The sequence below is a fragment of the bacterium genome, assembly GCA_008933615.1.
Classification (GTDB): Bacteria; CLD3; CLD3; order SB21; family SB21; genus SB21.
In genome coordinates, this window is record WBUR01000001.1 from 133,278 (window position 1) to 159,144 (window position 25,867).

The 25,867-nt window shown below is 42.3% G+C and carries 24 protein-coding genes; 11 read left to right on the plus strand and 13 right to left on the minus strand.

What is annotated here, in order from left to right; all coding sequences use genetic code 11:
* Positions 1-34 precede the first annotated feature (34 nt).
* Complete coding sequence (gene ruvA / locus F9K33_00505) at positions 35-643, plus strand: Holliday junction branch migration protein RuvA (protein ID KAB2881567.1); 609 nt, start codon at positions 35-37, stop codon at positions 641-643.
* Positions 644-680: 37 nt separating this feature from the next.
* Entirely contained in the window at positions 681-1,865 is a 1,185-nt protein-coding gene (locus F9K33_00510) for a CAP domain-containing protein (GenBank protein ID KAB2881568.1), read from the plus strand.
* Between the two features lie 20 nt (positions 1,866-1,885).
* On the opposite strand, the gene F9K33_00515 is transcribed toward F9K33_00510, so the two are convergent.
* Positions 1,886-2,647 (minus strand): glycosyltransferase, encoded by a 762-nt coding sequence (locus tag F9K33_00515; protein KAB2881569.1) that lies wholly within the window; start codon positions 2,645-2,647, stop codon positions 1,886-1,888.
* 209 nt (positions 2,648-2,856) lie between these two features.
* Here F9K33_00515 and F9K33_00520 point away from each other — a divergent pair, with 209 nt between their 5' ends.
* From F9K33_00520 to uppP, 9 genes are all read left to right on the plus strand, one after another.
* Positions 2,857-3,318 (plus strand): GNAT family N-acetyltransferase, encoded by a 462-nt coding sequence (locus F9K33_00520; protein ID KAB2881570.1) that lies wholly within the window; start codon positions 2,857-2,859, stop codon positions 3,316-3,318.
* A 214-nt stretch (positions 3,319-3,532) separates the two neighbouring features.
* Entirely contained in the window at positions 3,533-3,907 is a 375-nt protein-coding gene (locus F9K33_00525) for a response regulator (GenBank protein KAB2881571.1), read from the plus strand.
* Positions 3,908-3,926: 19 nt separating this feature from the next.
* On the plus strand, positions 3,927-4,580 hold the full coding sequence (locus F9K33_00530; protein ID KAB2881572.1) for a DUF4388 domain-containing protein: 654 nt from the start codon (positions 3,927-3,929) through the stop codon (positions 4,578-4,580).
* A 27-nt stretch (positions 4,581-4,607) separates the two neighbouring features.
* A complete protein-coding gene (locus F9K33_00535) occupies positions 4,608-5,045 on the plus strand; it encodes a hypothetical protein (GenBank protein ID KAB2881573.1) in 438 nt (145 codons plus the stop codon).
* A gap of 24 nt (positions 5,046-5,069) precedes the next feature.
* Positions 5,070-5,870, plus strand: a complete 801-nt coding sequence (locus F9K33_00540; GenBank protein KAB2881574.1) for a DUF4388 domain-containing protein — start codon at positions 5,070-5,072, stop codon at positions 5,868-5,870.
* A 31-nt stretch (positions 5,871-5,901) separates the two neighbouring features.
* Positions 5,902-6,678 (plus strand): HAMP domain-containing protein, encoded by a 777-nt coding sequence (locus F9K33_00545; protein KAB2881575.1) that lies wholly within the window; start codon positions 5,902-5,904, stop codon positions 6,676-6,678.
* A 146-nt stretch (positions 6,679-6,824) separates the two neighbouring features.
* Positions 6,825-7,340 carry a hypothetical protein gene (locus F9K33_00550; GenBank protein KAB2881576.1) on the plus strand — a complete coding sequence of 172 codons (516 nt, stop codon included), beginning with the start codon at positions 6,825-6,827 and terminating at the stop codon, positions 7,338-7,340.
* A 49-nt stretch (positions 7,341-7,389) separates the two neighbouring features.
* Complete coding sequence (locus F9K33_00555; protein KAB2881577.1) at positions 7,390-7,974, plus strand: GTPase domain-containing protein; 585 nt, start codon at positions 7,390-7,392, stop codon at positions 7,972-7,974.
* 272 nt (positions 7,975-8,246) lie between these two features.
* The gene (gene uppP, locus F9K33_00560) at positions 8,247-9,086 is read left to right on the plus strand and encodes an undecaprenyl-diphosphatase UppP (protein KAB2881578.1); all 840 of its coding nucleotides are present in this window, start codon (positions 8,247-8,249) and stop codon (positions 9,084-9,086) included.
* Positions 9,087-9,156: 70 nt separating this feature from the next.
* On the opposite strand, the gene F9K33_00565 is transcribed toward uppP, so the two are convergent.
* The 12 genes from F9K33_00565 to F9K33_00620 all read right to left on the minus strand — a co-directional run bounded on the left by F9K33_00565 (position 9,157) and on the right by F9K33_00620 (position 25,724).
* A complete protein-coding gene (locus F9K33_00565; protein ID KAB2881579.1) occupies positions 9,157-10,332 on the minus strand; it encodes a hypothetical protein in 1,176 nt (391 codons plus the stop codon).
* Between the two features lie 187 nt (positions 10,333-10,519).
* Positions 10,520-10,882, minus strand: coding sequence for a 4Fe-4S dicluster domain-containing protein (locus F9K33_00570; GenBank protein ID KAB2881580.1), 363 nt, complete (start codon positions 10,880-10,882; stop codon positions 10,520-10,522).
* On the minus strand, positions 10,869-11,492 hold the full coding sequence (locus F9K33_00575) for a hypothetical protein (GenBank protein ID KAB2881581.1): 624 nt from the start codon (positions 11,490-11,492) through the stop codon (positions 10,869-10,871). The genes F9K33_00570 and F9K33_00575 overlap by 14 nt, the downstream gene beginning before the upstream one ends.
* A 286-nt stretch (positions 11,493-11,778) precedes the next feature.
* Positions 11,779-13,173 carry a HAMP domain-containing protein gene (locus tag F9K33_00580; GenBank protein ID KAB2881582.1) on the minus strand — a complete coding sequence of 465 codons (1,395 nt, stop codon included), beginning with the start codon at positions 13,171-13,173 and terminating at the stop codon, positions 11,779-11,781.
* A complete protein-coding gene (locus F9K33_00585; protein ID KAB2881583.1) occupies positions 13,163-13,855 on the minus strand; it encodes a response regulator transcription factor in 693 nt (230 codons plus the stop codon). Before F9K33_00585 ends, F9K33_00580 begins: the two co-directional genes overlap by 11 nt.
* Positions 13,856-14,136: 281 nt before the next feature.
* The gene (locus tag F9K33_00590; GenBank protein KAB2881584.1) at positions 14,137-14,583 is read right to left on the minus strand and encodes a DedA family protein; all 447 of its coding nucleotides are present in this window, start codon (positions 14,581-14,583) and stop codon (positions 14,137-14,139) included.
* Positions 14,584-14,752: 169 nt separating this feature from the next.
* Entirely contained in the window at positions 14,753-15,958 is a 1,206-nt protein-coding gene (locus F9K33_00595) for an efflux RND transporter periplasmic adaptor subunit (GenBank protein ID KAB2881585.1), read from the minus strand.
* A 108-nt stretch (positions 15,959-16,066) separates the two neighbouring features.
* A complete protein-coding gene (locus F9K33_00600) occupies positions 16,067-20,407 on the minus strand; it encodes a CusA/CzcA family heavy metal efflux RND transporter (GenBank protein KAB2881586.1) in 4,341 nt (1,446 codons plus the stop codon).
* 549 nt (positions 20,408-20,956) lie between these two features.
* Positions 20,957-22,051: a PorV/PorQ family protein gene (locus F9K33_00605; GenBank protein KAB2881587.1), complete on the minus strand. Its 1,095-nt coding sequence runs from the start codon at positions 22,049-22,051 to the stop codon at positions 20,957-20,959.
* On the minus strand, positions 22,021-23,640 hold the full coding sequence (locus F9K33_00610; GenBank protein KAB2881588.1) for a hypothetical protein: 1,620 nt from the start codon (positions 23,638-23,640) through the stop codon (positions 22,021-22,023). The genes F9K33_00605 and F9K33_00610 overlap by 31 nt, the downstream gene beginning before the upstream one ends.
* Before the next feature lie 10 nt (positions 23,641-23,650).
* Positions 23,651-24,403, minus strand: coding sequence for a hypothetical protein (locus F9K33_00615; GenBank protein ID KAB2881589.1), 753 nt, complete (start codon positions 24,401-24,403; stop codon positions 23,651-23,653).
* A gap of 262 nt (positions 24,404-24,665) precedes the next feature.
* Positions 24,666-25,724, minus strand: coding sequence for a hypothetical protein (locus F9K33_00620; protein ID KAB2881590.1), 1,059 nt, complete (start codon positions 25,722-25,724; stop codon positions 24,666-24,668).
* Positions 25,725-25,867: the final 143 nt, after the last annotated feature.

The window sequence follows — 25,867 nt, forward strand, 5'->3', positions numbered from 1 at the left end:
ATTTTTGTTTGTTCACTCGACCATAAAATAAATCATGATCGCACATATTCAGGGAATCGTTGCAGAAAAAACTCCGATGCGGGTTGTGATCGATGTCAGCGGCATCGGATATGAACTGCTGATTCCAATAAGCAGTTATGATAAAATCGGCGCTATCGGTGAAACGACAAAACTACTTACCTATCAGCACGTGCGCGAAGACGTTCTTCAATTATTCGGATTCTCGACGAAAGAAGAACGCGAAATGTTCCTGCTCCTGATTTCTATTTCCGGAATAGGCCCGAAGTCGGCGCTCGGTATCATCTCCAGCATCGCCGTAAAAGAGCTGAAACACGCCATTGCTCACGAAAATTTAACTCTTCTCACTGCCGTCCCTGGGATTGGAAAAAAAACGGCTCAGCGGATCGTGGTGGAACTGAAAGACAAAGTCGCAAAAATGGGCGTTACGGTCGATGCAGCATCCAAATTTGCGGCCTCCGGATCATCGCAAACGGCAGACGAAGCTATGATGGCTCTGATTTCCCTCGGTTATCATAAATCCGTTTCAGAAAAGGCGATTGTGCGCGCACTTCAGGAAAATCCGGACAACCCGATGTCGCTTCAGGAACTCATCAAAGCCGCCCTGCGTTACGCTTCCGCATAACAAAATCGAATAACTTCATCTGGAACCCAACAACGTTATGACCATTAGCCGTTTACTGTTTCATGCATTCTTATTTCTCAGCTTTGCTCTTACCCGGATTCATCCGCAGACCTATAATTTCATTCAAGATGATTTCAGTTCAATTGAAGGCGTTGCGATAGCTGAAAAAACCATTTTGAAATTAGTCAATGCGGAGCGCCAAAAGGCCGGATTAAACGAATTGTCCTATGACGTTTCTCTGCAATCCGCCGCGCGTCAGCATTCGCAGGAAATGCTGAGACTTAATTATTTTTCTCATACCTCACCCACGGTCGAATTAAAAAACCCGTCGGATCGCGTTTATAGAACCGGATTATCGGATTACGTGGTCGGAGAAAATATCGCCGTGCACAGTTTAGACGTCGCGCCCGAAGAGGTTGCATCGCAACTAATGGAACAATGGATGAAGAGCCCCGGCCATCGCGCGAACATCTTGCGTCCGGAATTTACGCACATCGGCGCAGGCGTGATTTCCTTCAAAGACAGCGTCGTAAAGGATACTCTCATTCGCGGCGCTCGCGGCAGATTAGTCATATATACGATACGGCATTACGGAACGCAGGTCTTTACCTCCCGAAGTATCTTGTTTTCTAAACTAGAGCTTTCGAAAAGGAATTCTGAATTTTTGATTTTTGACTTGCAGTACGATTACGATCGCGGCTCGCTTGCATCATTCAATAACTATACACAATTTTTTCAGCCTTCCGATGGCAAGATGTCGATACACATTGAATTTCCATTGCAGCCAACTATACAGATATTCCTTGCTCGCATTCAAAACGATTACACAAAGGAATATGTATCTTTTTTTCAAGACGACTTCGTTTACAAAAACATTCTAAAAACCACGGACAAACTAAGTCTTATTCCCTTTCCTGTAATAAACAAAGAAATCAGAATTGAAAAAAGAACGGCATATTTTCTGGAAGGCGAAGCCGTTGTTTTGAACGCGGAGGTTAATTCACAGTGTTTGCTGCATATTGATGACGACCGCTATTACGAACTTGAGGTTGTTCAAAACAAGATTCAGTTCAAAATTCCGATGGTCGAGGATGGAAAAACAAAGAAACTTTCGTGGGCACTTGGCAGCACAGGGGAAAAAATTGTGCGAAATCAGTTGATGATCAATACCGCTGAATTAAAGGTAGAAGGACCGGTAAAAAAGGTGTTTGTAAAGAATTAAGTCCGTGGCCTAATTGGCAGCTAATTCTCTCGTGTAGTTTTATCCGAAGTTCTGACATCGATATATCCTTTGGTGAATGGCCTGTGAAAAAAAATATCCCAAAAAAAGTTTAAAATATACCGCATTAATACACGAACAAACCCTTCATCATAAAATCTGCGCGCGGATGTAAAAACGTAAGCGCGATGGTAGAATCTCACTTTTCCTTCCCGGCTCATCCTCCTCCCGATTTGAGTATCCTCGCTCCAAAATTCCAGTCCCGTATCAAATCCGCCGATCTTTTCAAGCAATGATCTTCGCAATGAAAAATTTCCTCCGTAAAAAACGCTCCCTTTATTTAAGATTCTGTTTATCACAAGTTGCGTCAACGGGACGAGGGTCCAGTGATAAAGCCACAAGGTCAGCCGCCCGTACCAATTCCAGTCATGGTATTTGTACGGTCCCGACATGGCGACAAGTTTTGGATCTTCTGCAAATTTTTGTTCAACGAAGCGGATCAGATGTTTAGGGATTTTTGTGTCGGCATCGATATACATCAATACATCGCCCTTTGATGAGCGGTGTCCGCATTCACGCGCTTTGGTGAGACCTTTTTTTGGCTCGGTTATCACCGTCACATCGGAAAACGATCGTGCGATTTTTTCCGTTTGATCCGTGCTTGCATTATTAACCACAAGAATTTCCAGGACACACTCCGGTTTATCGGCGTTTACTACGGATTCAAGACACGCGCCGATGATACTCTCTTCATTATATGCAGGAATGACAATGCTTATTTTCATTATAGTTAATATATAACGTGGGTAATGAAACGTCAATAGCCAATCGGTTGCTAAAATATAATAATATTATTTAATTTTGATTACCGTTTTGATAACTTTGTATTATTGAACCACACATTTGTAACAATTGAATTAGCTGATCTAAACCAACATACGCTAAATACCTAGACGACATGATACTCAAATAATATTAACAAAATAAGGGCTTTATGAATAACCTCACCATCCGACGCGCGCAAAAAAAAGATCTGCCCGTTATCGTCTCTTTTAATCAGAAAATGGCGATAGAAACTGAAAACAAACAATTAGATGAAACGCTTCTCAGGCGAGGCGTTGCAAATCTCTTTGACCAACCTCAATACGGTTTTTATTGTGTTGCTGAATTTGAAGAAAGCATAGTAGGTCAACTTATGATAACTTATGAGTGGAGCGATTGGCGAAACGGGCTTTTTTGGTGGATTCAGAGTGTGTTCATTCATCCCGATTTCAGGGGAATGGGTGTTTACCGGAAGATCTATGAATTTATACTCACCGAATCATCTAAGCACCCTGTTTGCGGAATCAGACTATATGTTGACAAAGACAACGTTAATGCCAAAATTACCTATCAAAAATGCGGTATGGCCGTATCGCATTATGACATGTTTGAAACTGAATTTGTGCGTGGGTAACTGAGCAGTAAATAGTGTAAAGTTTAGTTAATGCTCCTCGTCAAACCGGTCAATAAATTCAATAAATATATTGACAAGAAAGGTTTCTTTAAGTATATTTTTCACCGGTTTTTATGGTCAAAAATCCATGTGATTTTGTTCGAACTTATCCCGCAAACACCCGTCTTTTTGACAGAAGTAGTTTGACAGATAGCGGCTTTTATCAGAGGCAATTATGTCCGAAAAATTAAAACGTATTTTGATCGTAGATGATGAAGAAACTCTGACATTCAGTTTGTATCAGAGTTTTATTATCTCCAAAGAAAATTACGAAGTAGTCACGGCGGCTTCCGGCAACGAAGCATGGGAAAAATTTACCGAAAATCCATTCGACGTTGTGCTCACCGATATTACGATGCCCGGTATCACGGGCATTGAACTTTTGAAACGCGTCAAAAAAGAACGTCCTCAGACTTTTGTTATCATGATGACCGCTTATGGCTCGGATGAAAAAAAGGAAGAAGCTATGAATAATGGCGCTTTCCGGTACGTTGAGAAACCGTTTGAAATAAAGGCGATGAAAAATATTATCGCTGAAGCTGTGAAGTAAACTCGAAGGTTATGGTATAATGGCCCTGGTTGGTAATTTAAAAGATTTGAAACTGGCAAATATTGTTCAGTTGAACTGTCTGGAGAAAAATGAAGCGTTATTCACGCTTGATCTCCGTCAGAAAGTCGGCAAGATCTATTTTGCGGAAGGTAATATCGTTCACGCGACCTTCGGCAATTCAGAGGGCGAAGAAGCCGTTCATCAGATCTTAAAGATCAAAGAAGGGCCGTTCAAAGTTGAGAACGATGTTCCGCCGCCGAAACGCACGATCACGACGCCGTGGAGCAATCTTCTGTTGGAAGGCCTGCGAATTATTGACGAGGCGACTGAGGCAAAAGGCGATGCGCTGACTAAATTCAGCAAAGATATAAAAAACGTCAACGGCGTAAACGGCGTTCTTATCTGCAGTATCCTGGGAGAAATTCTCATGGAAGAGGGTATTGCAAACGGCAAGCGCGCATCGGCCGCCATGGCATTTATCACAAGAAAGATCGAAAAGATCGGACGCGCAACCAAGTTCGGCACATTTAAGACCGGCATTTTAAGCGGAAAAACGGAACGAAAAGTACTGTCGAAGTGGAACGAGGATGTAGTTGAATTAAATGTAGACCCAAAGGCTTCAGTCGAAGTTATCGAGCAATCGCTGCTAAAGGCCGAGTCGGCGCCTCGTTAAAGAAAAACACGCGACCCTAAGGAATGTATGAAGGATAAATTGGCAGAAATAAATAGCGTAGCGGGCGTCAAGTCCTCTTTCTTTTATTTGAATGACGGAGAAATCGTGTTTCAGTCCTTGCCGCCCGGTTTTGACCAGGATACGTTCGTCGAAATCGCAAAAGATTTTGTGCAAATGGCGGCGATATGCGACAGACTTCAGTCGGTGAGCAACGAATACGATCTTAAGTACGACAGCGGCAGAATAATAGCATTTACCCAGCATAACTATAATCTGGTCGTATTGTGCGATGTGAATGTGAGCCTTGCTATGTTACGGCTCACCATCAATGTCGCCATCGCCGATCTTGAAGCCGACAAAAAATTTCAAAAACGCGTAGCCAAAGTGGAAACGACGCGGCGTAGTTTTCTGGTTCGCAGCAATATGGATCCGGACAGCTGGACGCTCACCGAGATAGTCAACTAATTTTTTGTAGGATAAGGAGACTTTATGTCAAGCGTATTAACGGGAAATTTGGCGTATGTCGAAGTGATCGATATCCTCAAACTGCTTGCATCGGGCGACAAAGACGGAAAACTCTTACTGCAAAAAGAAGACGCTCGTGAAAACGGAGAAATTTATCTCGCAGGCGGACGTGTCGTGCACGCGGTATGCGATAACTACCTTGGAGAAACGGCATTCCGGGATCTGGTTCTTTGGCAGTCGGGCAAATTCGCATTTGAACCCGGTTCGACGACCACACAAAAAACCATTGAAAAAGATACGAGCCAATTGCTTTCTGAAAGCACTGCTCTCTTTCAATCATGGCAAAAAATTCATCATCTTATCCCTTCCTTTCGCATCAAATTCAAACAAACCGGGCAGGAGCCCCACGGTTCGATCAAGTTAAAGGGTAATGACTGGGAGATTCTGAATGCATTATCGGACGCCGAGTTATCTGTTACCGAATTGTCTCAGAAGATGAATATGAGAGAAATGGACATTGCCGCTATTTTGTACACTTTGGTTGAGGCGGGCGTTGTCGAATCCGGCGCCGAAACGAAGCCTGTTCGCAAAGAGGTCGTTGATGAAAAATTTTTCAAAACGGTTGAGAATGAGTTGATACAGCTTATAGGCCCGGTCGCATCTATTATTGTCGACGATGTGATCGAAGGATTTGGGGAAAGCCGCAGCACGTTTCCTAAAGACAAAGTAGCTGCGTTGGTGGAAGGCATTAGTAATGAAATTTACGATCCCGCCAAACAGGTTAGTTTTCAGAAATTTATGTTTAAACAGATCAAATCTCTGTAAAAATTTGTTTAAGTGAAAATCGGAGTGAAGTATGGCTAAAGGTCTCAGTCTTAAATGGAAAGTGCCGATCGTTATTGTTAGCGGCGCGCTCATCATCGGAGTGGGTATTACTTTCCTTGTAGTAAAACTTGTATCGGATTCACTGCAGACGGAATTGACCGAACGCGGGAAAGCCATCGCAACCACATTGGCAAAACAAGTCGAAAGGCCGTTGGTCGGCGACGATGAAGTGGATATTCAAAATCTTGTCGATATCTCATCCAAATTTACAGCCGTATCTTATGTCTATATTTCCGATAAAGATAAAAAGGTCGCGGCCCAAAAATTTAAGGTTGGTTCGTACAACCAACGCCAGGTATTGCAGGAAAGCGTGATCAAGGAGATCAAGAGCGATTACAAGATCGATCTTACAAAGGTGGAGAATGCCAATGAATTAGGCGAAATGGTTGAGATTGAGAATTATGAGATATCAACTCCAATCGGCGAAAGCGTGCTGGGTTATGCCCACGTGGGCATGTCGCGAAAATATATGGACGATATCATTCGCAGCACGGCTATTTTAGTTGGCGGCGTCCTGGCATTTTCAATAATTATGGGCATTATCGTTTCTGTATATCTTTCCAATAAACTGACCAAACAACTTTTATATCTCACAGACTCGGCTGACAAAATCAGTATGGGTGACCTTGAGAGTATCGTTCGAATAGACTCCTCAGATGAAATCGGGGAATTGGCTAATGCGATCGAACGATTACGTGAGAGCTTAAAAGCTGCGATCGACCGGTTGAAGCGAAAAAAGATATCCTGATCCTGTATAGTTTAAGAAAAAAAATATTGACTGTTGATCAAAAATTATATACACTTAGGTTAAATCAATTCCCGTTCTGATTTCATACCGCATTTCAACAGCAAAACGAAAATTTTGTTAATTCTAACATAAAAAAGGGTACCGTTATGTTGCAGACGAAGAAATTAAAAGACGGCAGTAAACAAATTATCCTTAACGGGAAACAATTTGAAGGCGTCACAAAGGTTTTGTCTGAACTGGCTTCAAAGACTAAAGCCTCTGCGATCCTGTTCGCCGACATGAGCGGGCAGTTGATCAGCCAGCGCGGAAATACCGATAAAATGAACACGACGGTGCTATCCGCTCTTGCTGCGAGTGATTTTGCCGCAACAGCCGAAATGGCGAAACTCGTAGGGGAAGACGCTAAATTCAAATTACTCTTCCATGAGGGCGAGAAAAGGAACGTTTATCTTTCCAACGTCGGGGATAATTTTTTTCTTGTCGTTGTGTTTGATACCAGCGTTACACTTGGACTGATCCGCATCTATACTAAAAAAGCAATTCAGAATCTGTTGGATATTTTTGAAGATTCAGCAAACCAAACCGACGACAGCGCGAAAGACCTGATTGATTCCGAGTTCGGTTCTTTGCTCGGCGACGCTCTGGATGAATCGTTCAAATAACGGATCTTATATTGAATTATTTTAAACCAATTAATAGAGAGGCAGACTAATGTTCATCAATTGGGCGTTGCAAGAGATAAACTTGAAGATAGTTTACTACGGCCCCGGTATGAGCGGAAAGACCACCAACTTAGAGTATATTCACTCCAAAATGGATCCATCCTTAGCCGGTGAACTCGTTTCGTTGAAAACCAAAGAAGATCGTACCATCTTTTTTGACTTCCTGCAGTTAGAAGTCGGACGTATTAAAGGTAAAAAACCGAAATTTAATTTATACACCGTTCCAGGCCAGGTGTACTATGCCTCCAGCCGTAAAGTTATTTTGAATGGAGTAGACGGTATCGTATTCGTCGCCGATTCGCAAAAGCACCGAATGGACGGCAATATTGAAACCCTGTTGGATCTTGAAAACAATTTGCGCGAAGACGGACACAGTTTGGACACTTTCCCCTGGGTTATCCAGTACAACAAACGCGATTTGCCGGATATTGAAACGGTAGAAAATCTTCAGAAACGCCTCAATTATTTCAGCGTTCCGTATTATGAAGCGGTCGGAATTAAGGGTAACGGTGTTTTTGATACGTTAAAAGCTATAATCAATAAAGTCGTGGGCAACGTCCAAAAACAACTCTAATCACATTTACATTATGTTTTATAACCCCGCATGGTTAAATGTGGGGTTTTTTTTTGATTTTATTGTAACTATTCAGGTTTGTATGAATGATTTAAGAACAAGGATTAACGATATTTGATTTATGATTTTCGACTTTTCGCGCTTATTGCTTTTGACTATTTTTCTTTGCTGTCTCAACTCCGGTTCCTTGATTCTTAAATTTTAAATTGTTAATCCTTGTTCGTTATTCTTTCTTGCTGAGTAGTCACGTTTTATTTTATGAGAGGTTTAATTTGGATCTGTTTCAATCTTTTGTGGTTGGTTTAGTACAGGGATTAACCGAGTTCCTGCCTATCAGCAGCACGGCGCATGTTCGCATCATACCGTCTCTATTAGGATGGAACGATCCAGGAGCAGCTGTTACAGCCGTAACGCAACTCGGAACGCTTGCCGCAGTTCTCGTGTTTTTTAAGAATGACTTATGGTCTCTCACTCAGGCCGGAACAAAATCTATCGTTCACTTTAAGCAACGAAACCAATGGGACGTGGAGACGTTAAGGCGGATCAAATTGGCTTGGTTTATCGTGCTCGGCACACTACCTGTTGGTATATTTGGCCTTGTATTTAAACATCAGATTGAAAACGATCTTCGGAGTCTGTCCATTATCGGATGGAGCCTCATAGGATTAGCGTTGTTGTTAGGCTTAGCGGAAGTAGCAGCCAAACACCGGCGAAAGATCGAAGAGATGAATTTTCTCGACACGCAGATTATCGGCATTGCTCAGGCCGTGGCGTTAATCCCCGGTTCGTCGCGTTCAGGCGTGACCATAACGGCAGGCTTGTTCTTAGGATTAACACGGGAGAGCGCTGCACGGTTTTCATTCCTGTTATCCGTGCCGGCGATCCTGGCAAGCGGATTACTTGAACTCAAAGATATTTTGCAGCATGGCATCGGCGATGAGGGATTGTTTAATCTGATCGTGGCAACCGTCGTTGCGGGAATCGTCGGCTATTTCTCGATTGCGTTTTTACTGCGCTGGCTTCAAACGCGTTCCACGCTTATCTTTATCGTGTATCGGATCGCGCTTGGAATTTTGATCCTGTATCTCTCGACTCATCAAATCATACGATAACTTAGAAAATATAAATAAAAAGGCGCTCACGTTTGAGCGCCTTTTCGCATTCCGAATGTGCTTCCAATATTTAAGGATGCATATCGTAAACAGAAAGTTCTGATAAAGATTTTGTACTCCCCGTTCCTCCTACATTATTGCCGTCTTTGTGGCAGGAATAGCAGGCCCAATCTAAAGTAACGCCGGCAGATTTTCCACTTGCCAGGCGGATGGAACCTGTGCCGGTCATAGATCCAATAGTAAACATAGAGTCTTTAGGAACGGCCGTATCATTGATTTTAAAGATGTGACTGGAAATGTCGCCTTTATGTACATTAGCGGCAATAGCTGATTTTCCGGTATACGCCATGTGGCACTTGGCACAGTCCACAGAGGCGTGCGGTCCGTTTTGAATCTTACCTGTGTGACAACCTGAACTTGTGCATTCGATTTTCATATTCCCGTTGCTGTTGTCTCTGAAGTACAAAAGGCCCTTGTGCGGATCATGGCATGTGACGCACGATAAGTTTGAATGTGGGCTTGCCTTGAGTTCATTGTACTGCTCATGATGTTCCACAAAACCTTTATTGACCGGCACGGTGGCTGTATATCCTCCGCGCTGATGGCATTTGCCGCAAAGCGCATTTGTACGATCAATCAGCATAGGTATGCCTTCAGGATTGAATGCGTGCTGTGAACCTTTATCATGGCATTCTTCGCACTGGACACCGGTAAATTGAAAATTGCCAAACATGTTGGGTTTCCATGCGCTGTCAGGATCTGCACCGGTGGTATGGCAAATAAAGCAGTTGTAATCGTACTTTGTTTCAGAAGTTTTATTGTAATCAGCAAAAGCCGACGTAGCCAGATTGTACTGATTCAGACCTTGACCGCCACCGTTACCGCCGGTTCCGTAAACAAACCCATCCGATTTGAGAAAACGGGCTTTCCACCCGTAACCTCCGATTACATACTCGAAATCCGTCCAGGAGGTCCCGGCGGGTGGATTGGGGACTCCAGCTGATGTACCTGCCGGAAATGTGGGAGCAACCCCGTTTAATTTCTGCACTTTGTAGGGATGGCCGGATTTTACAAAATCGGCATAGATGTCCGGATGGCAATCGGCAGTAGCACAAGTCTCCGATCCAACATAGGCGATTGGTGGTGCATCGACCAAAACCTCTTTCTTATCGGCTTCGCAACCTACAACAAGCACCATGAATACAAGGGTAACAGAGACTCTCAAAAAACATGATATTCTGTTCATATCTTCTCCTCTTCTAAGGGTTATTAGTTGTATTTGACATTTGCAGTTAATACAAGCAAGAGAGTGCAACCTCTCCGAGCAAAAGTATTTAGTGTGGTAAAGTTAAGGACAATTGACATTCTTACAACTTAAGTTATCCTTAATTTTTATTAAGAAATTGAGCCTAGATTTAAACTCATCATGGCGACTAAATACATGGTGTTTTTCCCACTGAATCATAAGCCACGACAGGCTCTGGTTCGTAATTATTAAGATTATGGAAAGGTACATTGTCTGCAACTTGTTGTAACGACAGCGCGCTCACCGGACATTCTTTTTCACAAAGTAAACATCCGTTGCAGTGAAGAGGATTTGCTAACCACGGAAATGTCATCATTCTCGCCGGAGGCAATTCCCTGTTTTCATCCGAGTGAAGCGACAGGAAAGACAAAAGTTCGCCTTCAATATTATATGATTTGTGAACCCTCATGTCGATAGCCCGATGCGGGCATACATCCATACAGATACCGCAAGAAATACAAAGTTTTGCATTCAACTTAAGACTGAACATTTTTTGAACCCTCTTTTATGAGCTTGCTATACAGCCTTACAGCTTTTACAACGGCAAACACTCCGATAACTGAAAGCATAAGGAATGACGAGTAAAACGTCATGACCGAAAGCTCCGGGTTTTTATTGGAACGCCACGAATGCAACGTTTGCCAAAACGCGGTTTGTGCAACTGCATATTCACTGCCCGGCCCCTCCATAACAAAAACATAACCGACGATATTGAAAACACCTCCAATTACAACCAGATAAGTTGTAAAGCGAAATGCTTTATTAATGTCTTCGGTGTTATGAAAAACTTTCACGGCCAATGCGGCGGCCAGAGCCACTGTACCAAATGGTATAAAAGGAAGCCCGATCTTTATATCGGCCATTAAGTCCAAATTGAGATTCAGGAATCCGAAAAGAACTGCAAGAAAAAGCGAGCCATCACGTAGTAAAACATACATCATCCACCACAAATCTGCCGCAACCCTTAATGTGAACCGCGACAGGATGCGTTCAAAATACGGTCTGCCAATGTGAAGTAAACATGAAATGACGGAAGCCAGAATTCCGAGATCGCATAAGGTTTGTGCTGTCCAGATTTCCAATGATTTATATGTTTCCATCTTTGTTTTCTTTCGTTTCTTTACTAAGCCCGCACTTTCACAACGGAAGAAAAATGCAAGAAAATTGATGGACTATCAACTTAAGTTATTCTTAATTATTATTAAGTAATGTGCTTATCGGGTTTACTCACATACGTCATGGTGAGCCCTTCGGCAGGGCTCAGGACAAGCTTGTCGAACCATGACCAAGTTTAGTAAAATCAGTCTTTCGACTTCGCTCAGACTGAAGGGTTCTCTTCCATTTGTGAGCCAACCCGATAAGCACGTTAAGTAATGATGAGGGGATCTAAACTAACGGAGGAAGTGTGATGCGGAAAATAGAACCGGTAGTATCACTTTCAAGTGAGATGGTTCCTTGATGGATGTTGATGGCCCATTGAGCAATGGAAAGGCCTAAGCCTGCTCCGCCTGTTTCACGAGAACGGTCTTTGTAAATTCTGTAAAAACGGTCAAAAATTTTTGTTTGATGTTCGGGCGAAATTCCCGGACCATTATCTTTAACCTCAATGATAACTTCTTTATTACTTTCCGCAAAAAACCGGATATCAATGTTCCCCCCCGGCTGTGTATATTTGATTGCGTTGTCAATAAGATTTAAAATAGCTCGCCGGAATATGGTTTTATCTATATCGTAAAAAATTCCTTCGTTCCCGTCAATGTTTGTGTTTTGTTTTTTTTCTTCAGCTAATACCGAGACCAACTCAAAACATTCCTTCATGAATAACCGAAGGTCAACACGCTCCTTTTGAAGGGCAACATATCCGGCATCTGCTTTTGAAAGAATCAATAAGCTATCCACAAGGTGAGTAAGCCGGTTTGTTTCTTCGAGCATACTTGCAATGACTCCCCGATAATGTGAGGAAGGTTGACCTTCTTGCATTCCAACTTCACCGACGCTACGAATAGCGGTAAGAGGCGTACGAAGTTCGTGAGAAGCATCTGCCGTAAAACGCTGCAACTGCTGAAACGATGTATCCACTCTGACAAGGAGCTCATTGATGCCGTTGGCCAGATGTCCCAGTTCGTCATTTGGGTTCATAACCGGCAACAGTTCCTTTAAATTTTCGGCGGTTATTTTCTTAGCTTTAACCACCATCCTGTCGATCGGCATCAACGCCCTTTTTGCCATCCGGTACCCGCCGATAAGCGCTCCTATAAAAACCAACGGGCTGGTTAGCAATAACGTCATCATAAATTCATTCATTTCTTCAAACACAAACTCTTCGCTCATTGCGATTCGAATGAAATACGTCTTACTTCCAACCGTATAACCGGTGGAACGCACTCTCATTCGGTCTCCATTCCTAAAAACCATGGAAAGCGGTTCGTCATTTTGAATAAAATCTTTTTCTTTGGGCGATTCACCAAGCGCCTGATTATTTAGAGTCCGACTTCGATAGGCAAGAGTTCCATCGTTGTTCCATACTTCAACAAAACGCTCATACCGTTTCGCATGATGCAGCGAGTCCTCATGATCTATTTTATGAGAAATTCCGGGTGTTTGGAGCAACAATTCCTGAATGATCTCGAGATCTTCTTCAAGATTCATATCAATCTGTTGAGTCAGATAAAAGTAGAGAAAAAGCGAGGTGGACAGCGCGTATAAAAAGACAAGTATACTTGTAATAATCGTATATCGAATAGCGAGACGTGTACGTATGTTTTGATAATTAAAGATCATTATTTTTATTATCGCTCAAGATAAATCCGACGCCGCGTAAAGTATGAAGCAGTTTCGCTTCAAAAGGATCGTCAATTTTTTTCCGCAAATGAGCAATATGAACGTCGATAACGTTATCCAAAGGAGTTGCGCGCGCCATTTCATACCACACTTTCTGGCTGAGCATTTCACGGGAAACGATTTTATTCTTGTTTCGAAGAAAATACTCCAGTAATTCAAATTCTTTATTGGTCAGTTGCAATGCCCTATTATCCCGAAACACTTTTCTTGTTAACAAATTCATTTCAATGCCTGCAAAGGTCAACTGTTGAACTGCTTCTTGATTCCCGCGCCTTAGCAACGCACGCACACGGGCAACTAATTCTGGAAAAGCAAATGGTTTAATAAGATAATCATCCGTCCCTGCGTCAAATCCGGTGACTTTGTCTTCAACGGAATCTTTTGCAGTAAGCACAAGTACCGGCGTTGAAATAGATTTTTGCCGCATGGTTTTTAATATTTCAATTCCATCTCTCCCGGGGAGCATCCAATCCAGAATCACAAGATCAAATGTTCCCGAGTTAATACAAAAAAAACCATCCTCGCCATTGTAGGCAACGGTTGCATCAAATCCTTCTTTTCCCAAACCTTCCTTTAAGGCGCGGGCAACTTTTTTTTCGTCTTCAATAATAAGGATTTTCATAACCTAATTTTTTAAGGATACGCTGGCATCCAATTAGTGCCTATTACCTATTGCAACATAAAAGTTTTATCATAAATTTCAAATACCAAACAACAATAATTTTCAAATTACAATTTCAGTAATTATAAAAAAAATGAAAACTTACGGAAAAGAATTCTCCGTGAAAACAAAAGGTTTTTCGGACATCCAAAACATCACTCGTAAATTTTTTGGACACAGGTCTATAGGCTACCATACATATTTTCAAATCTGAACTGTGACAACAGCTGCGTGAGATATCCTCAAAAAACGCCTGCTACTGCTAAATATCTTAAGATTCGTAAAGTAAAAACAATGAAAATAAATTTCCACAATTGTACTTTCATCAGGCCGCCAACGATGGTCAAGGGGTCGCCAATAACGGGCAACCATGACCCTAGTAGACTCCACGTTCCATAGTCCTTCATCCACTTCACTGCGAGACGGCCGGCTCTGGACGAAATAAGCTTGGCCTCCGCTTTGTCGGCAAACAGAAATCCTAAACCGTAATTGAATAAGCAGCCAAGGCAGTTGCCAAGCGAGGCCGCAATTAGAGCCGACTCTTGCGGAATACCTGTTTTGATTCCCGTTAACAAAATTAGTTCCGAGCTAAACGGCAAAAGTGTTGCAGCTAAAAATGATAAAAAGAACACTCCCAATGAACCGTAAGAGGAAATTAGATCTTGATAAAGTGAAACGAAACTTTCCATAAGCCCACATTATTTAAAAGTCAATAACAATTGACCTGTGATATTTTGAATCCTTTTCACCGTTTTCATCAAACATCAAAGATGTTACTTCAACAACTTGACCTATCCTATTGTCGCCGAGACTTGCAGTTACCTTATTTTGATTTGCCAACGCTTAACTCATCTTTGATTAATGTTCATCCCCGCCTTCGCCTTCTTTCATTTTTGACAAGAGAAAGAATGTGCTTTTTACCGCTATTTTAGCGTCTTTAGGAAGTTGGTCCAAAAGAGTCACTTCGACAAATCCCAAATCCGTTATCCCCGTTTTAACTTCGGTCATTTCAAATGAAAACTCATCTTTGTCTTCTTTAGAACTATCTTCTTTCTTACTTACTTCTTTTGTCGTCGCCGTTTGAACAAAAATAAAATCTCTGCCATCTGTTCTGACAATCGCTTCTTGCGGTACGGCGCTCACCTTGCCTTCCCCGACATTGATCAAAGCGCTCACATACATTCCGTGAATCAAATTCAGATTATTATTGTTTTTTATTTCGGCGTGAACGGCTACGGATTTAGTTTCATTTTCAAAAGCTCGACTTATGGAAAAGATTGCCCCTTGAATAAGTTTATTATTCTGATTCGTCAAAATGAATTCAACCGTTTGAGCAACTTTCACTTTAAAAAGGTCTTTTTCATAAACGAATATATCCACATGGATCTTTCTATTGTCAATAACTTCAAAAAGAGGTTTTTCGGGTTGCGCGAAAGTCCCGATGTTCGCATTGATGCGTCCGACATAACCCTCTATCGGCGATTTGATAGGCACAGCGGCGATCATATTGCCCTTTGATATCTCATCCATAGAAACGAATAGCATATTCAGTTGCTTTTCTAAGGAAGTTAATTTTGCCCTTTCAGAGCGGTAGTTAGCTTCCGTCTGTTGATATATTTTCACGGTGCCGGCATTTTCCTGATTCAATTCTTTCTGGCGCAAATATTCTTTTTCCAGAAAAGTAAAATTACTTTTTACAGTTAAATATTCTTCCTGCATTTTGATAAAATCCGGGTGTTCCAGCGTCGCCAGTGTCTGACCGGCGCTTACAAAATCACCGACTTTAATATAAATTGCCTTTACTATACCGCCCTTTAAAGGCGATATACTGGCTTGATTCTGCGGCGGGACTTTCAAATAGCCATTTGCTTTCACAACCTCTCTGAGATTTTTCAATTCGATGCCGCCAAGTTGAATACCAACGGATTCATATTGTGCTTTTGTAAGAGTCACGATTTTAGAATGACTCTCTTCGGGCTTTTCAACCTCCTTCATATCGTTCTTTGTATTACAACCGATACAGATCAAGCTCAATAGTAATGCCGATAAATTAAAATATTTCATAAATACGATTCCTTAAATGTTAATATTATATAAAAGTTTTTGTTTTAAATGATGTTTATGTGTTTCACAGCTCGCTCTTTCATTCTTCGATTCCTTGAGTGATCATGGTTACTGCCATCCCTCAAGGTAATTTATGTAAATAATCGTCTGGTTATACAAATTGATAACATCCAAATACTGCGCTTTGATACCGACAGCAAACGTCAGGCTTTGAATGTATTCCAAATAGCCAATGTCTCCTGATTGGTAGCTTTTTTCCGCTACTTTCAGAATTTCATCTGCTTGCGCCAAAGCCTTTGACTCATAATAACTCCGCAATGAGTAATTTTTTTCGAAGTCAGTTTTTAATTTTAAATACTCGCTGCGGATGATATTTTTATTTTTTTCAAAATCCGCTTCGGCTATTTTGATTTGCATTTTTGCGGCTTGATGTTGGCCGAATTGAGGAACAAACCAAAGCGGGATAGCGACGCCAATTGCATAACCATAAAAACCGGAACGGCTCCCTAATTTCTGCATAGAATATCCTATTGACACATCAGGCAGGAACTTACTTTTTTCCAATGTAAGTTGGGATTTGGCTGCTCGGATTCTCTGGCTGAAATAAGCCGTGAGCGGACTGTTAGCCGTCGTGTCGCCGAATACCGGGGATGTTAGCGGTTTCAACTGTTGCTCGGCCAGAACAATAGCTGTTTGGACGTTAAGCAGTTGCTGCAATTCCACTTCTGCCGTGCGAACAGCGGCTTCGCCTTGTTTCTTCATGATCTGAATTTCTTGATATTTCGATTCGGCTGAGAGTTTCTCTAAGAACGAACTCTCTCCCGTTCTATATCTTAATTCAGCCGCTTTGACAAAATGGCTGTAAAGGCTGTCTTGAAAGCGCAAAAGCCTCATTTGTTCAAGGCTTGTTAAAAGTTGAAAGTATGCAGTTTTAACGTCCCGGATTATCTCCGCCCGCGTGATCGCGTACGACTTCTCGCTAAGAATTAACTCATTTTTCAGCACATTCCCTTTGAAAAGATAATTTGTGGGAAACTCGAAATTTTGTCTAATCCCTATTTTAACATTGCCTTTCTCAGACGACTTTCTCTCTTCGACTTCATTAAAAAATTCCGTTTTCCCAAAATCCCAGGATGTCTTACGAAGCGCTTGCCGCTGTTTAACAGCATACGATGCGCTTGACAATTTCGGATTGGATTGGAGCGCTATCCGGACCGCATCGTCCAGAGTCAATGGCCCGTTCGTATCTTCTTGAGCATTAAGGCTGTTACTGCATATCAATAAAAAAAAGCCAACGACGATCGGTACGATCATATTGCCGGACTCCGGTTTCGTTTGCTTCTTTGAGAATAGAATATAAAGCACAGGTAAAACTATTAATGTAAGAAGTGTAGCAGAAATCAAACCGCCAATTACAACCGTTGCGAGAGGTTTTTGTACTTCCCCTCCGGCTGACGTAGAAATAGCCATCGGCAGAAACCCTAACGATGCAACGGCGGCGGTCATGATGACCGGGCGCAGCCGAACCCGTGTGCCTTTCATAACACGCTCTGTTATATCCATGATGCCTTCTTTTTCTAATTGATTGAAATAACTGATTAATACAATTCCGTTAAGCACGGCAACTCCGAAGAGCGCAATAAAACCGACCCCCGCGGAAATACTAAACGGCATATCGCGAAGCCATAAAGCAAAAACGCCTCCAATAGCCGATAACGGAATGGCCGTATAGATTAACAGCGATTGTTTTACCGATTTGAAAGCAAAAAAAAGCAGTATGAAAATAAGTAGCAATGCCGCCGGCACGGCTATCATCAATCGTTCTTTGGCTTCGATAAGGTTCTGAAATTGTCCGCCGTACGTAATGTAATAAGCGGGTGGAAGTTTTAATTCCATATCCAGCTTTTTCTGAATTTCTTCCACTACCGATTCAACGTCCCGGCCGCGAACATTAAACCCCACAAAAATTCTACGTTTCGTGTCGTCGCGGGAAATTTGTGCGGGCCCTTCCTTAAGCTGAATATCCGCCACTTGCGCCAGCGGTACTTTGTTTCCCGAGGGCAAAGAAATGTATAAGTCGTTTACGTCGGATAGGTTGCGGCGATAATCTTGGTTTAATCGCACGATCATATCAAAACGTTTTTCCCCTTCGAATACTACGCCAGCGACTTCTCCCGCGAAAGCGGTTTTGATGATTTTGTTCACGTCGGAAATGGTTAAACCATATTGGGCAATTTTATCCCGATGGTACGTAACCGTTATTTGCGGGAGTCCGCTGATCTTTTCAACAATCGGTGTTTCCACACCACTGACGGTTGCGATAAGATTAGCTACTTTATTAGCATTTTCTGTCAATACATCTAAGTCCTCGCCATAGATTTTGACTGCCACATCCTGCCGGATACCGGTCATTAGCTCGTTGAATCGCATCTGAATGGGCTGGGACATTTCAAAGATTACGCCCGGGATAACGGAAAGAGCTTCTTCCATTTGTTCCTGCAACTCTTCTCTTGATTGCGCGCTCGTCCATTCTTCTTTGTCTTTGAGCACGATCATCATATCTGCCCTTTCTAAAGGCATTGGATCGGTAGGAATCTCGGCGCTTCCAATTCTTGATACTATTTGTTCAATTTCAGGAAACTTTTCTTTAAGGATAGATTCAGCCTGAGTGACAGTTTTAACACTTTGAGACAATGAGCTTCCTTGCATTAGCGCCGTTTCAGCAACGAAATCGCCCTCCTCAAGTGTCGGCATGAATTCTCCTCCCATTCGAATAAAGACAAATACACTAACTGCAAACATGAGAACAGCCGCGGTCACTACGATCTTCTTTTTTCTAAGAGCAATTTTAAGAGAAGGTTCGTACCAATAATGAAAAAAATCCATGATTTTATCTGAAATATTTTTTTTATGTTCGGTTTTTTTGCTCAAAAATACCGCTGAAATCATTGGGACATAAGTCAATGAGAGTAGAAATGCTCCTAGAATGGCAAAACTCACTGTCTCGGCCATCGGCCTAAACATTTTTCCTTCGATGCCAACGAGCGTAAGAATAGGAAGATAGACGATTAAAATGATGATTTGTCCGAATGAGGCGGAACTCATCATGCGCTTAGCGCTTTCGCCGACCTCCTTATCCATCTGGACTTGTGTTAATGTTTTCGTACCTTTATAGAAATGAAGGCTTACTGAAATCCGATGTAAAATATTTTCAACAATGATGACAGCGCCGTCTACTATCAATCCAAAATCAATGGCGCCCAGGCTCATTAGGTTGCCGGAGACTCCAAATACATTCATCATACCAAATGCAAACAGCATTGAGAGAGGAATAACCGAAGCAACGACTAGGCCCGCTCTTATATTTCCGATCAATAATACAAGCACAAAAACGACGATCAAGCCTCCTTCGATTAAATTTGTGGCCACAGTGCCAATGGCTTTGTCCACTAATTTGGTGCGATCTATGAAAGGCTCAATTACCACGCCATCCGGAAGTGTTTTCTGAATTTTTTCAATGCGTTCTTTTACGTTTTTTATTACTTCTGATGAATTCGCCCCTTTTAGCATCAAAGCAATTCCGGCTACGACTTCGCCTTCGCCGTTTCGTGTCACCGCTCCGTATCGAATCGCATTTCCATATTGAACTTTGGCAACATCACGAATTAACATCGGGATTCCATTTACATTTTTAATTACGATTTTCTCGATGTCCTCTAGCGAAGTAACGAGCCCTGCGCTTCTTATAAAGTAGGCATTGTTTCCTTTTTCAATATAGGCGCCGCCAGTGTTCTCGTTATTGTTTTCCAACGCCTCAAAGATTTCGGCTAAAGAAACACGCATGCTATTGAGGGTTTCTGGATCTATCGCGATTTCATATTGCTTCAGGTAACCGCCCCATCCGCTGACTTCAGCCACGCCTGGGGTTCCTGACAGTTGACGTTTTACGATCCAGTCTTGAATCGTCCTCAAATCCATTGGCGAGTATTTATTTTCATATCCCGGTTTGGCGTGAATTACGTAGTGATAAATTTCGCCCAAACCGGTGGAGACAGGCGCTAATTCGGGTGTTCCTAGCCCCGCTGGAATTTGGCTCTCTGCTTCTTTTAATCGTTCTCCCACAAGTTGCCTTGCCTTGTAAACATCCACTTCATCTTTAAAGACAATAGTAATAACGGAGATTCCAAACCTGGAAATCGAACGAATTTCGATGACGTCGGGAATATTGGCCATAGCGAGTTCAATGGGGGCCGTTATAAATCTTTCGGTTTCCTGTGCAGCCAGGGTTGGAGCCAGGGTCATAACTTGTACTTGGTTGTTGGTTATGTCCGGTACGGCATCAATGGGAAGCTGTGTCATGGAATAGGAGCCCCAAACTAGCAGGCCGATCAGAAATAGCCCGATAATCGGCTTATTTCGAATGGACACATTAATTATTTTATCAATCATAAAATATTCTTTCTGAATTAAAAAGTATCTAAAACAAACAGCGTCAAACGGAAACACTAATTCCGTAATACTAATAGGCAAACGTATATTTTTAAGGAAGAATTAAGATAGAATGGCTTTGGGGGGGCGTAAAAGAGGAAAGTTCATATAAAAAGGTTTTACTATACTGAGTGTAAATTTCTTTTCTGATAAAGAGTGTGGTGGACAGAGTAAATCAGCAGTTGACAGGATAAAAATTGCTCCGCAACAGTTGCATAGGCAGAAAAACGTACAAGAATCAAAATTACTTTCCGCTTTATTTTGTACGTCGTCTTGTTTAATTATATCGTAGGAGGCTTTGACAGATCGTATGCCTCCATCATCGCACGGAGCAACCGCCAGCCACAAAATGTAGATTGAAAATATTTTAACGAATAAATTCATGAATGTCTCTTAAAAATTAACTGGGCGAGTGTACTTTTTCTTCAACATAAAGTCAAGAGCTTTTAATTTTTCAGATAAAATCAAATTACACCATGCTAATGTATTCCACGTCCACATCTCACATACCTAAAACACATACGCGATCGCAAAATCCGACGTTCCGTATCCCACGCCTGCACGCCGGTCAAGAATAAACGCATATTCAAACTTAAACTTTTTTTCTTTCACAACGAACGGAATTGAAAATCCTGCCGTCCAGTCCGTGTCATCGAGCCCGGTTCGAAGAAAATATTTGTTCATGAGGTTCGCTTCGATTCCGAAATGCCATTTTGAAGATTGTTTGGAATTCATTTCCAGATCGGAAACAAATAACAGGTTTTTTACCGATCCTTGCAGAGGCAGTATATAAGCAGCTCCTAATTTGGTTATCCGGGGAAATTTATCTTTGGTGGTTTCATTGCCAAACCCCGATGCGTCGCGCGAATAGTCCAGCGACTGCCCCAGTTCGTGTATAGATAACCCCAGTGTAAGGCGCGGCAGCGGCTTATACATCATCCCAAAGTCAACGCCGACCGACGATGCGGACACATCATAGACTTTGGTATATATAAGCTTGGGCGTAATTCCGACGGCAAAAGTTTCTGTAAAACGCATACCAAATCCCATGAAAACCGTGTATTGTGTGTCTTCGATTTTTTCACCGCTCGTTTCTCCGTTTGATAATCTTACCTCACTATCTTTAAATCCGCTTTGCAGAACGCCCAACGCAAAACCAGCCTGAGGCGGCAAGGGACGTGAAAAACCGGCATACGTAAACGTTCGGTCAAAAGATAACAGGCTGTAGGACAACGCGACTTCTCTTGATCTTACAAAAGCCAGGCCGGCCGGATTATAATACGGCGCATACGCGTTGTCGGCAACAGCGGTGTACGCGTCGCCGAGTCCTTTGGCGCGCGGGCCGAGACCAATTCGTAAAAAAGATCCAGCTTGCCCTGCTGATTCTCCGGCATTCAGAGAATACAAACTGCAAAGGGCGCTAAGAATGCAAAGACATTTAAAACTTTTAAAAATCCTAGATATCAACTTTTCTTGCCTTTTTAAATCGTATACAAAAATCAAATGAACAATGAGTAATGAATAATGGATCAATGATACAATCGATAAATGACCAAATGACTCAATGACCTGAATTAGTTTCTTACAGTTAATTTCCCCCAGAATTTTTTTCCACCCGCTTCAATAATATATATGTATGTACCGTTCGCAACCCGCACACCTTTGTTATTCAATCCGTTCCATGCAAAGGCCTTAGTGATCGGTTCATTTTTGGCAACGGTTGACACTAAATCCATCGCGAAGTCATATACTTTAATTGTAGCCTTGTCCGTTGCGGAATTCATGCCGGTTTGATCAAATTGAAAACGAACTACATTCAGTTCAGCTCCCGGCGAAAAAGGGTTTGGATAAGTATAACTTTTTGGCGTGCTGTTTTTTCCTGCTTCTTTATATGCACGCGCTAAAGTCCATGTCTGTCCGTTGTCATCAGAGATAGCAAGCCCGTCTACACTTCCAAAATAAATAATGCCCTGAACAGTATCTATTCCTACCGAAGGAAATTCCGAAGCGTAATTTCGATCGCCGTTGTTTTTATCTATCAGTGTCAAAAAATGTTCCCATGTCAAACCCAGGTCATTTGACCGATAGACGCCGTCACTCGTCGCCGCATATACGATCTTACCGTCAAACGCAACATTGTACACAAACGGGCCTCGCAATGCCACACGCCATGAGGCTCCGCTGTCGGAAGTCACGCTGAGGCCGTGTTCTTCAGACTCGCTTAACGCGCGGTTCGTTGACGCCCAAATATTACGGTTCGTCGTACCGTTTTCCGTATATATTTGTTCGCCGATCGCCGTAACCAAATTTCCAGAGATACCGCTGTTCGTTGCGGTATATTTTTTCCAACTCATACCGCCGTCCGTGGAATGATTGATACCTCCTGCCGAACCGGCCCAAATACCGTCGCGAGCTGCAATCACAGAGAAAACGCGGTAGTTCAAGTGTTCTATCGGATCGATGTCGAAGGAATAACTGGTGTCGGCGCGAACTTCATCTAATTGCGTCGGCGGAAGCGGCGCTTGAGTGAAAAACCCAATGGAGCCGTCAGTATTAATTTTCGCAAATCGTAAACCGCCGCCAAAACAAGCCAGCCAAACCGACGTGTCCGTGACGGCCACATCAAAACTCACGTTATCGATATTTGACTTGACGGCCACCATATAGATCGTATCGGTTACAAACGGCGTTTGCCGGATCATAAAATCCTTCGCAAGCTGAAATATTTGCGGCTGACCGCCGGGCCCGCTGCGGGTAATGCTTCCAAGCGTATTGGACGTATCTCTCGGCTGCGTAACGTGCGTCCACGACTGTCCGAAATCTTTGGATATGCTGATTCCGCCGCCGCCGCCATACGTTGGTTGTACGGATAAAGAGGTATCGAAGATCGTTGTGACGAAAATTTTTGATTTAAAATAATCGATAGCCTGGATACTTCCTTTATAAATTCCGTCCGAAGTTGAAATAATTTTCCACGATGCGCCGCCATCGGTAGTGATGTTCAGTTTTCCGCCGGCTTCTACAAGTACGGTATCTTCATGAACCGTGATCACACCAATGAAGTTTCCGGATGGGCGAGGTGATACTTCAGATAAATTACTTTTTTCATTGGCCAATTTAAAACTATAAACGGGTTTCTGAGAAAAAACCATCTGCGGGAGAAAGAATAATAAGTAAAATAGGATTGTTCGCATGAATAGTTTATTAATTGATGATCACAATAGTTTTCTGAATGCTGTTACTTTTTAAACCTAATCGATCCGTAGCCTGAAAAGTAAAGAGATAACTTCCGTTGGGCGGAGGCGGATTTACCAAAACCAGTTCTGAATAGATTCCGTCACCCGCTGTCACATCTCCATTGGAGCCGTTATCATTGAGATTAAGCACTAACCCGCTCGGCGTCTTTCGCGTAACAGAAAGCACGTCGGATAATCCTTCCGGATCGGTTACAACAACCGTGATAAGAAATTCTGTTACAAGGGATGTGTTGACCGTGTCAGGAGCGAAAAGATTACTGATAACAGGAGGATGAGCGTTGGCCGGGTTTTGGGAAATGATGACCGATTGCGGCGTGCCGGGATTTTTTCCTTTTTCGGAAACCGTGAATACAAATTCAAATTGCGATGTGACCTGGGCTAATAGCGCGCTACGGTTGACAATTCCGGTAAATATATAATCGTTAGCCAAATAATCGCCCGCAAGGCCGTCGTCGGTAAATAATTTACTGAATGCTGTTCCAACGGAATTTCCAGCGGCTGTGGATACGGACACTTTTAAAGAAAGCGAATCATTCTCGAAATCATACGTTTTTACGAAAATAGTATCGTTGGCAGAAACAAAAGAGGGGGCATGGATAGACAATATCTCAGGAGGTTGGTTGAGTGGACTCTCCTGAACATCTCGGCAGCCTGCAAGTAAAACAAGAACTCCTGTTGAGAAAATACAAAAACGTACCATGAGCTCCGATAAAATTAAATCTGAAAAAATGTAGAAAAAACGAAGCGATTTGTCAACAGTGGATTTGGTGGTTAGTACGAAGTTGGCACACCTGCAATTATTTTATGTGCTTATCGGGTTTACTCACATACGTCATGGTGAGCCCTTCGGCAGGGCTCAGGACAAGCTTGTCGAACCATGACCAAGTTTAGTAAAATCAGTCTTCGACTTCGCTCAGACTGAAGTGTTTTCTTCCATTTGTGAGCCAACCCGATAAGCAACGTTATTTTATACCTTTGCCAAGGTAATCAAAAGGATCAAAGTCTTCAAAGTTTATCATGCCAAAATCTTTGGGTGGTTTAAATGTTGCATCTTCTGACTTTGTTTCATCGAAGCTGTCATGCGACCCTTCATTTGCCTCGATTAACTGCCATTGGTCATATTTTCTTGAATATCCGAATTTATATGACCGCCCCCATCTTATCCTTGACCCGCCATAGTGCGATATTCTAAACCACTTGGTTCCAGTTTCTATTCCGCTAAACGGATCGCCAAATGCGCCGCCGCACGAAGAACACAGTACAACCAGGCTGTTGGTCGAATGAACCACATAACTTTCGCCTTTTTTTATGATGATGAATAGTTTTCTATCACGATCTTCTTTCCATTCACTATCATTGGGATCCAATCCGGTTGCGACTATGTATTCGTCAACCGAATCCCCGTTGATATCGGCTACGGCATGTGCAATCACTTTGGAATCCTTATTGAGTAAAAGCATGACAGGTTCGGGCAATTGGCTTAAGGCATCATGGAAGTTCCTGAGCTCTGTGTCGACCCCTCTAAGAAACATTTCGGTGGATTCACCGACACGGGCCATGATCTCATTGTTAGGTTTTTCTTCCAAATCGTCTATTGGTCTCTCATTGGAAGGTTTTTGTTTTAAATATGCCTGGATAATCTCCTTGTTCCAAAAGTAGACTGATTCTTGTTTTTCGGTTCCATCAGGTTCACCTGAATGAATGAAAATGAAAACAATCTCGCCGTTCGCGAAGTAATATTCGTAATGGCTCCAGTATCCTTCTTCGCCATGGCTGAATTTAAGCAACACTACTTGTTTTGAAGCATCAAGATATCCGGTGTAGTTGGTGCTGTTCCAATAGGACGCCCCTGCGTCCCAGCGAACAACTTTTTCGGTATAAGAATTTAGTTCCGAATTTATTTTGTGGCACTTGATTCTTATGTCATTAACCAGTTCTTCCTTAGTTGATTGTGAATGAATATGTGGTACCGAAAATACGATCAGCAAAATGACTATAAATACAATTCGTTTTTTCTTCATATCGCCTCCGACTATTTTACACTCCGGTAATAGTAATAAGATATCTATGAAAAATACGGAAATATCCTGCTATGGTGTTTAAAGTTAGGTATGCAAAAATTCTATGTCAATTATTATTTGGAATTAAATTAACCTGTTGTTAC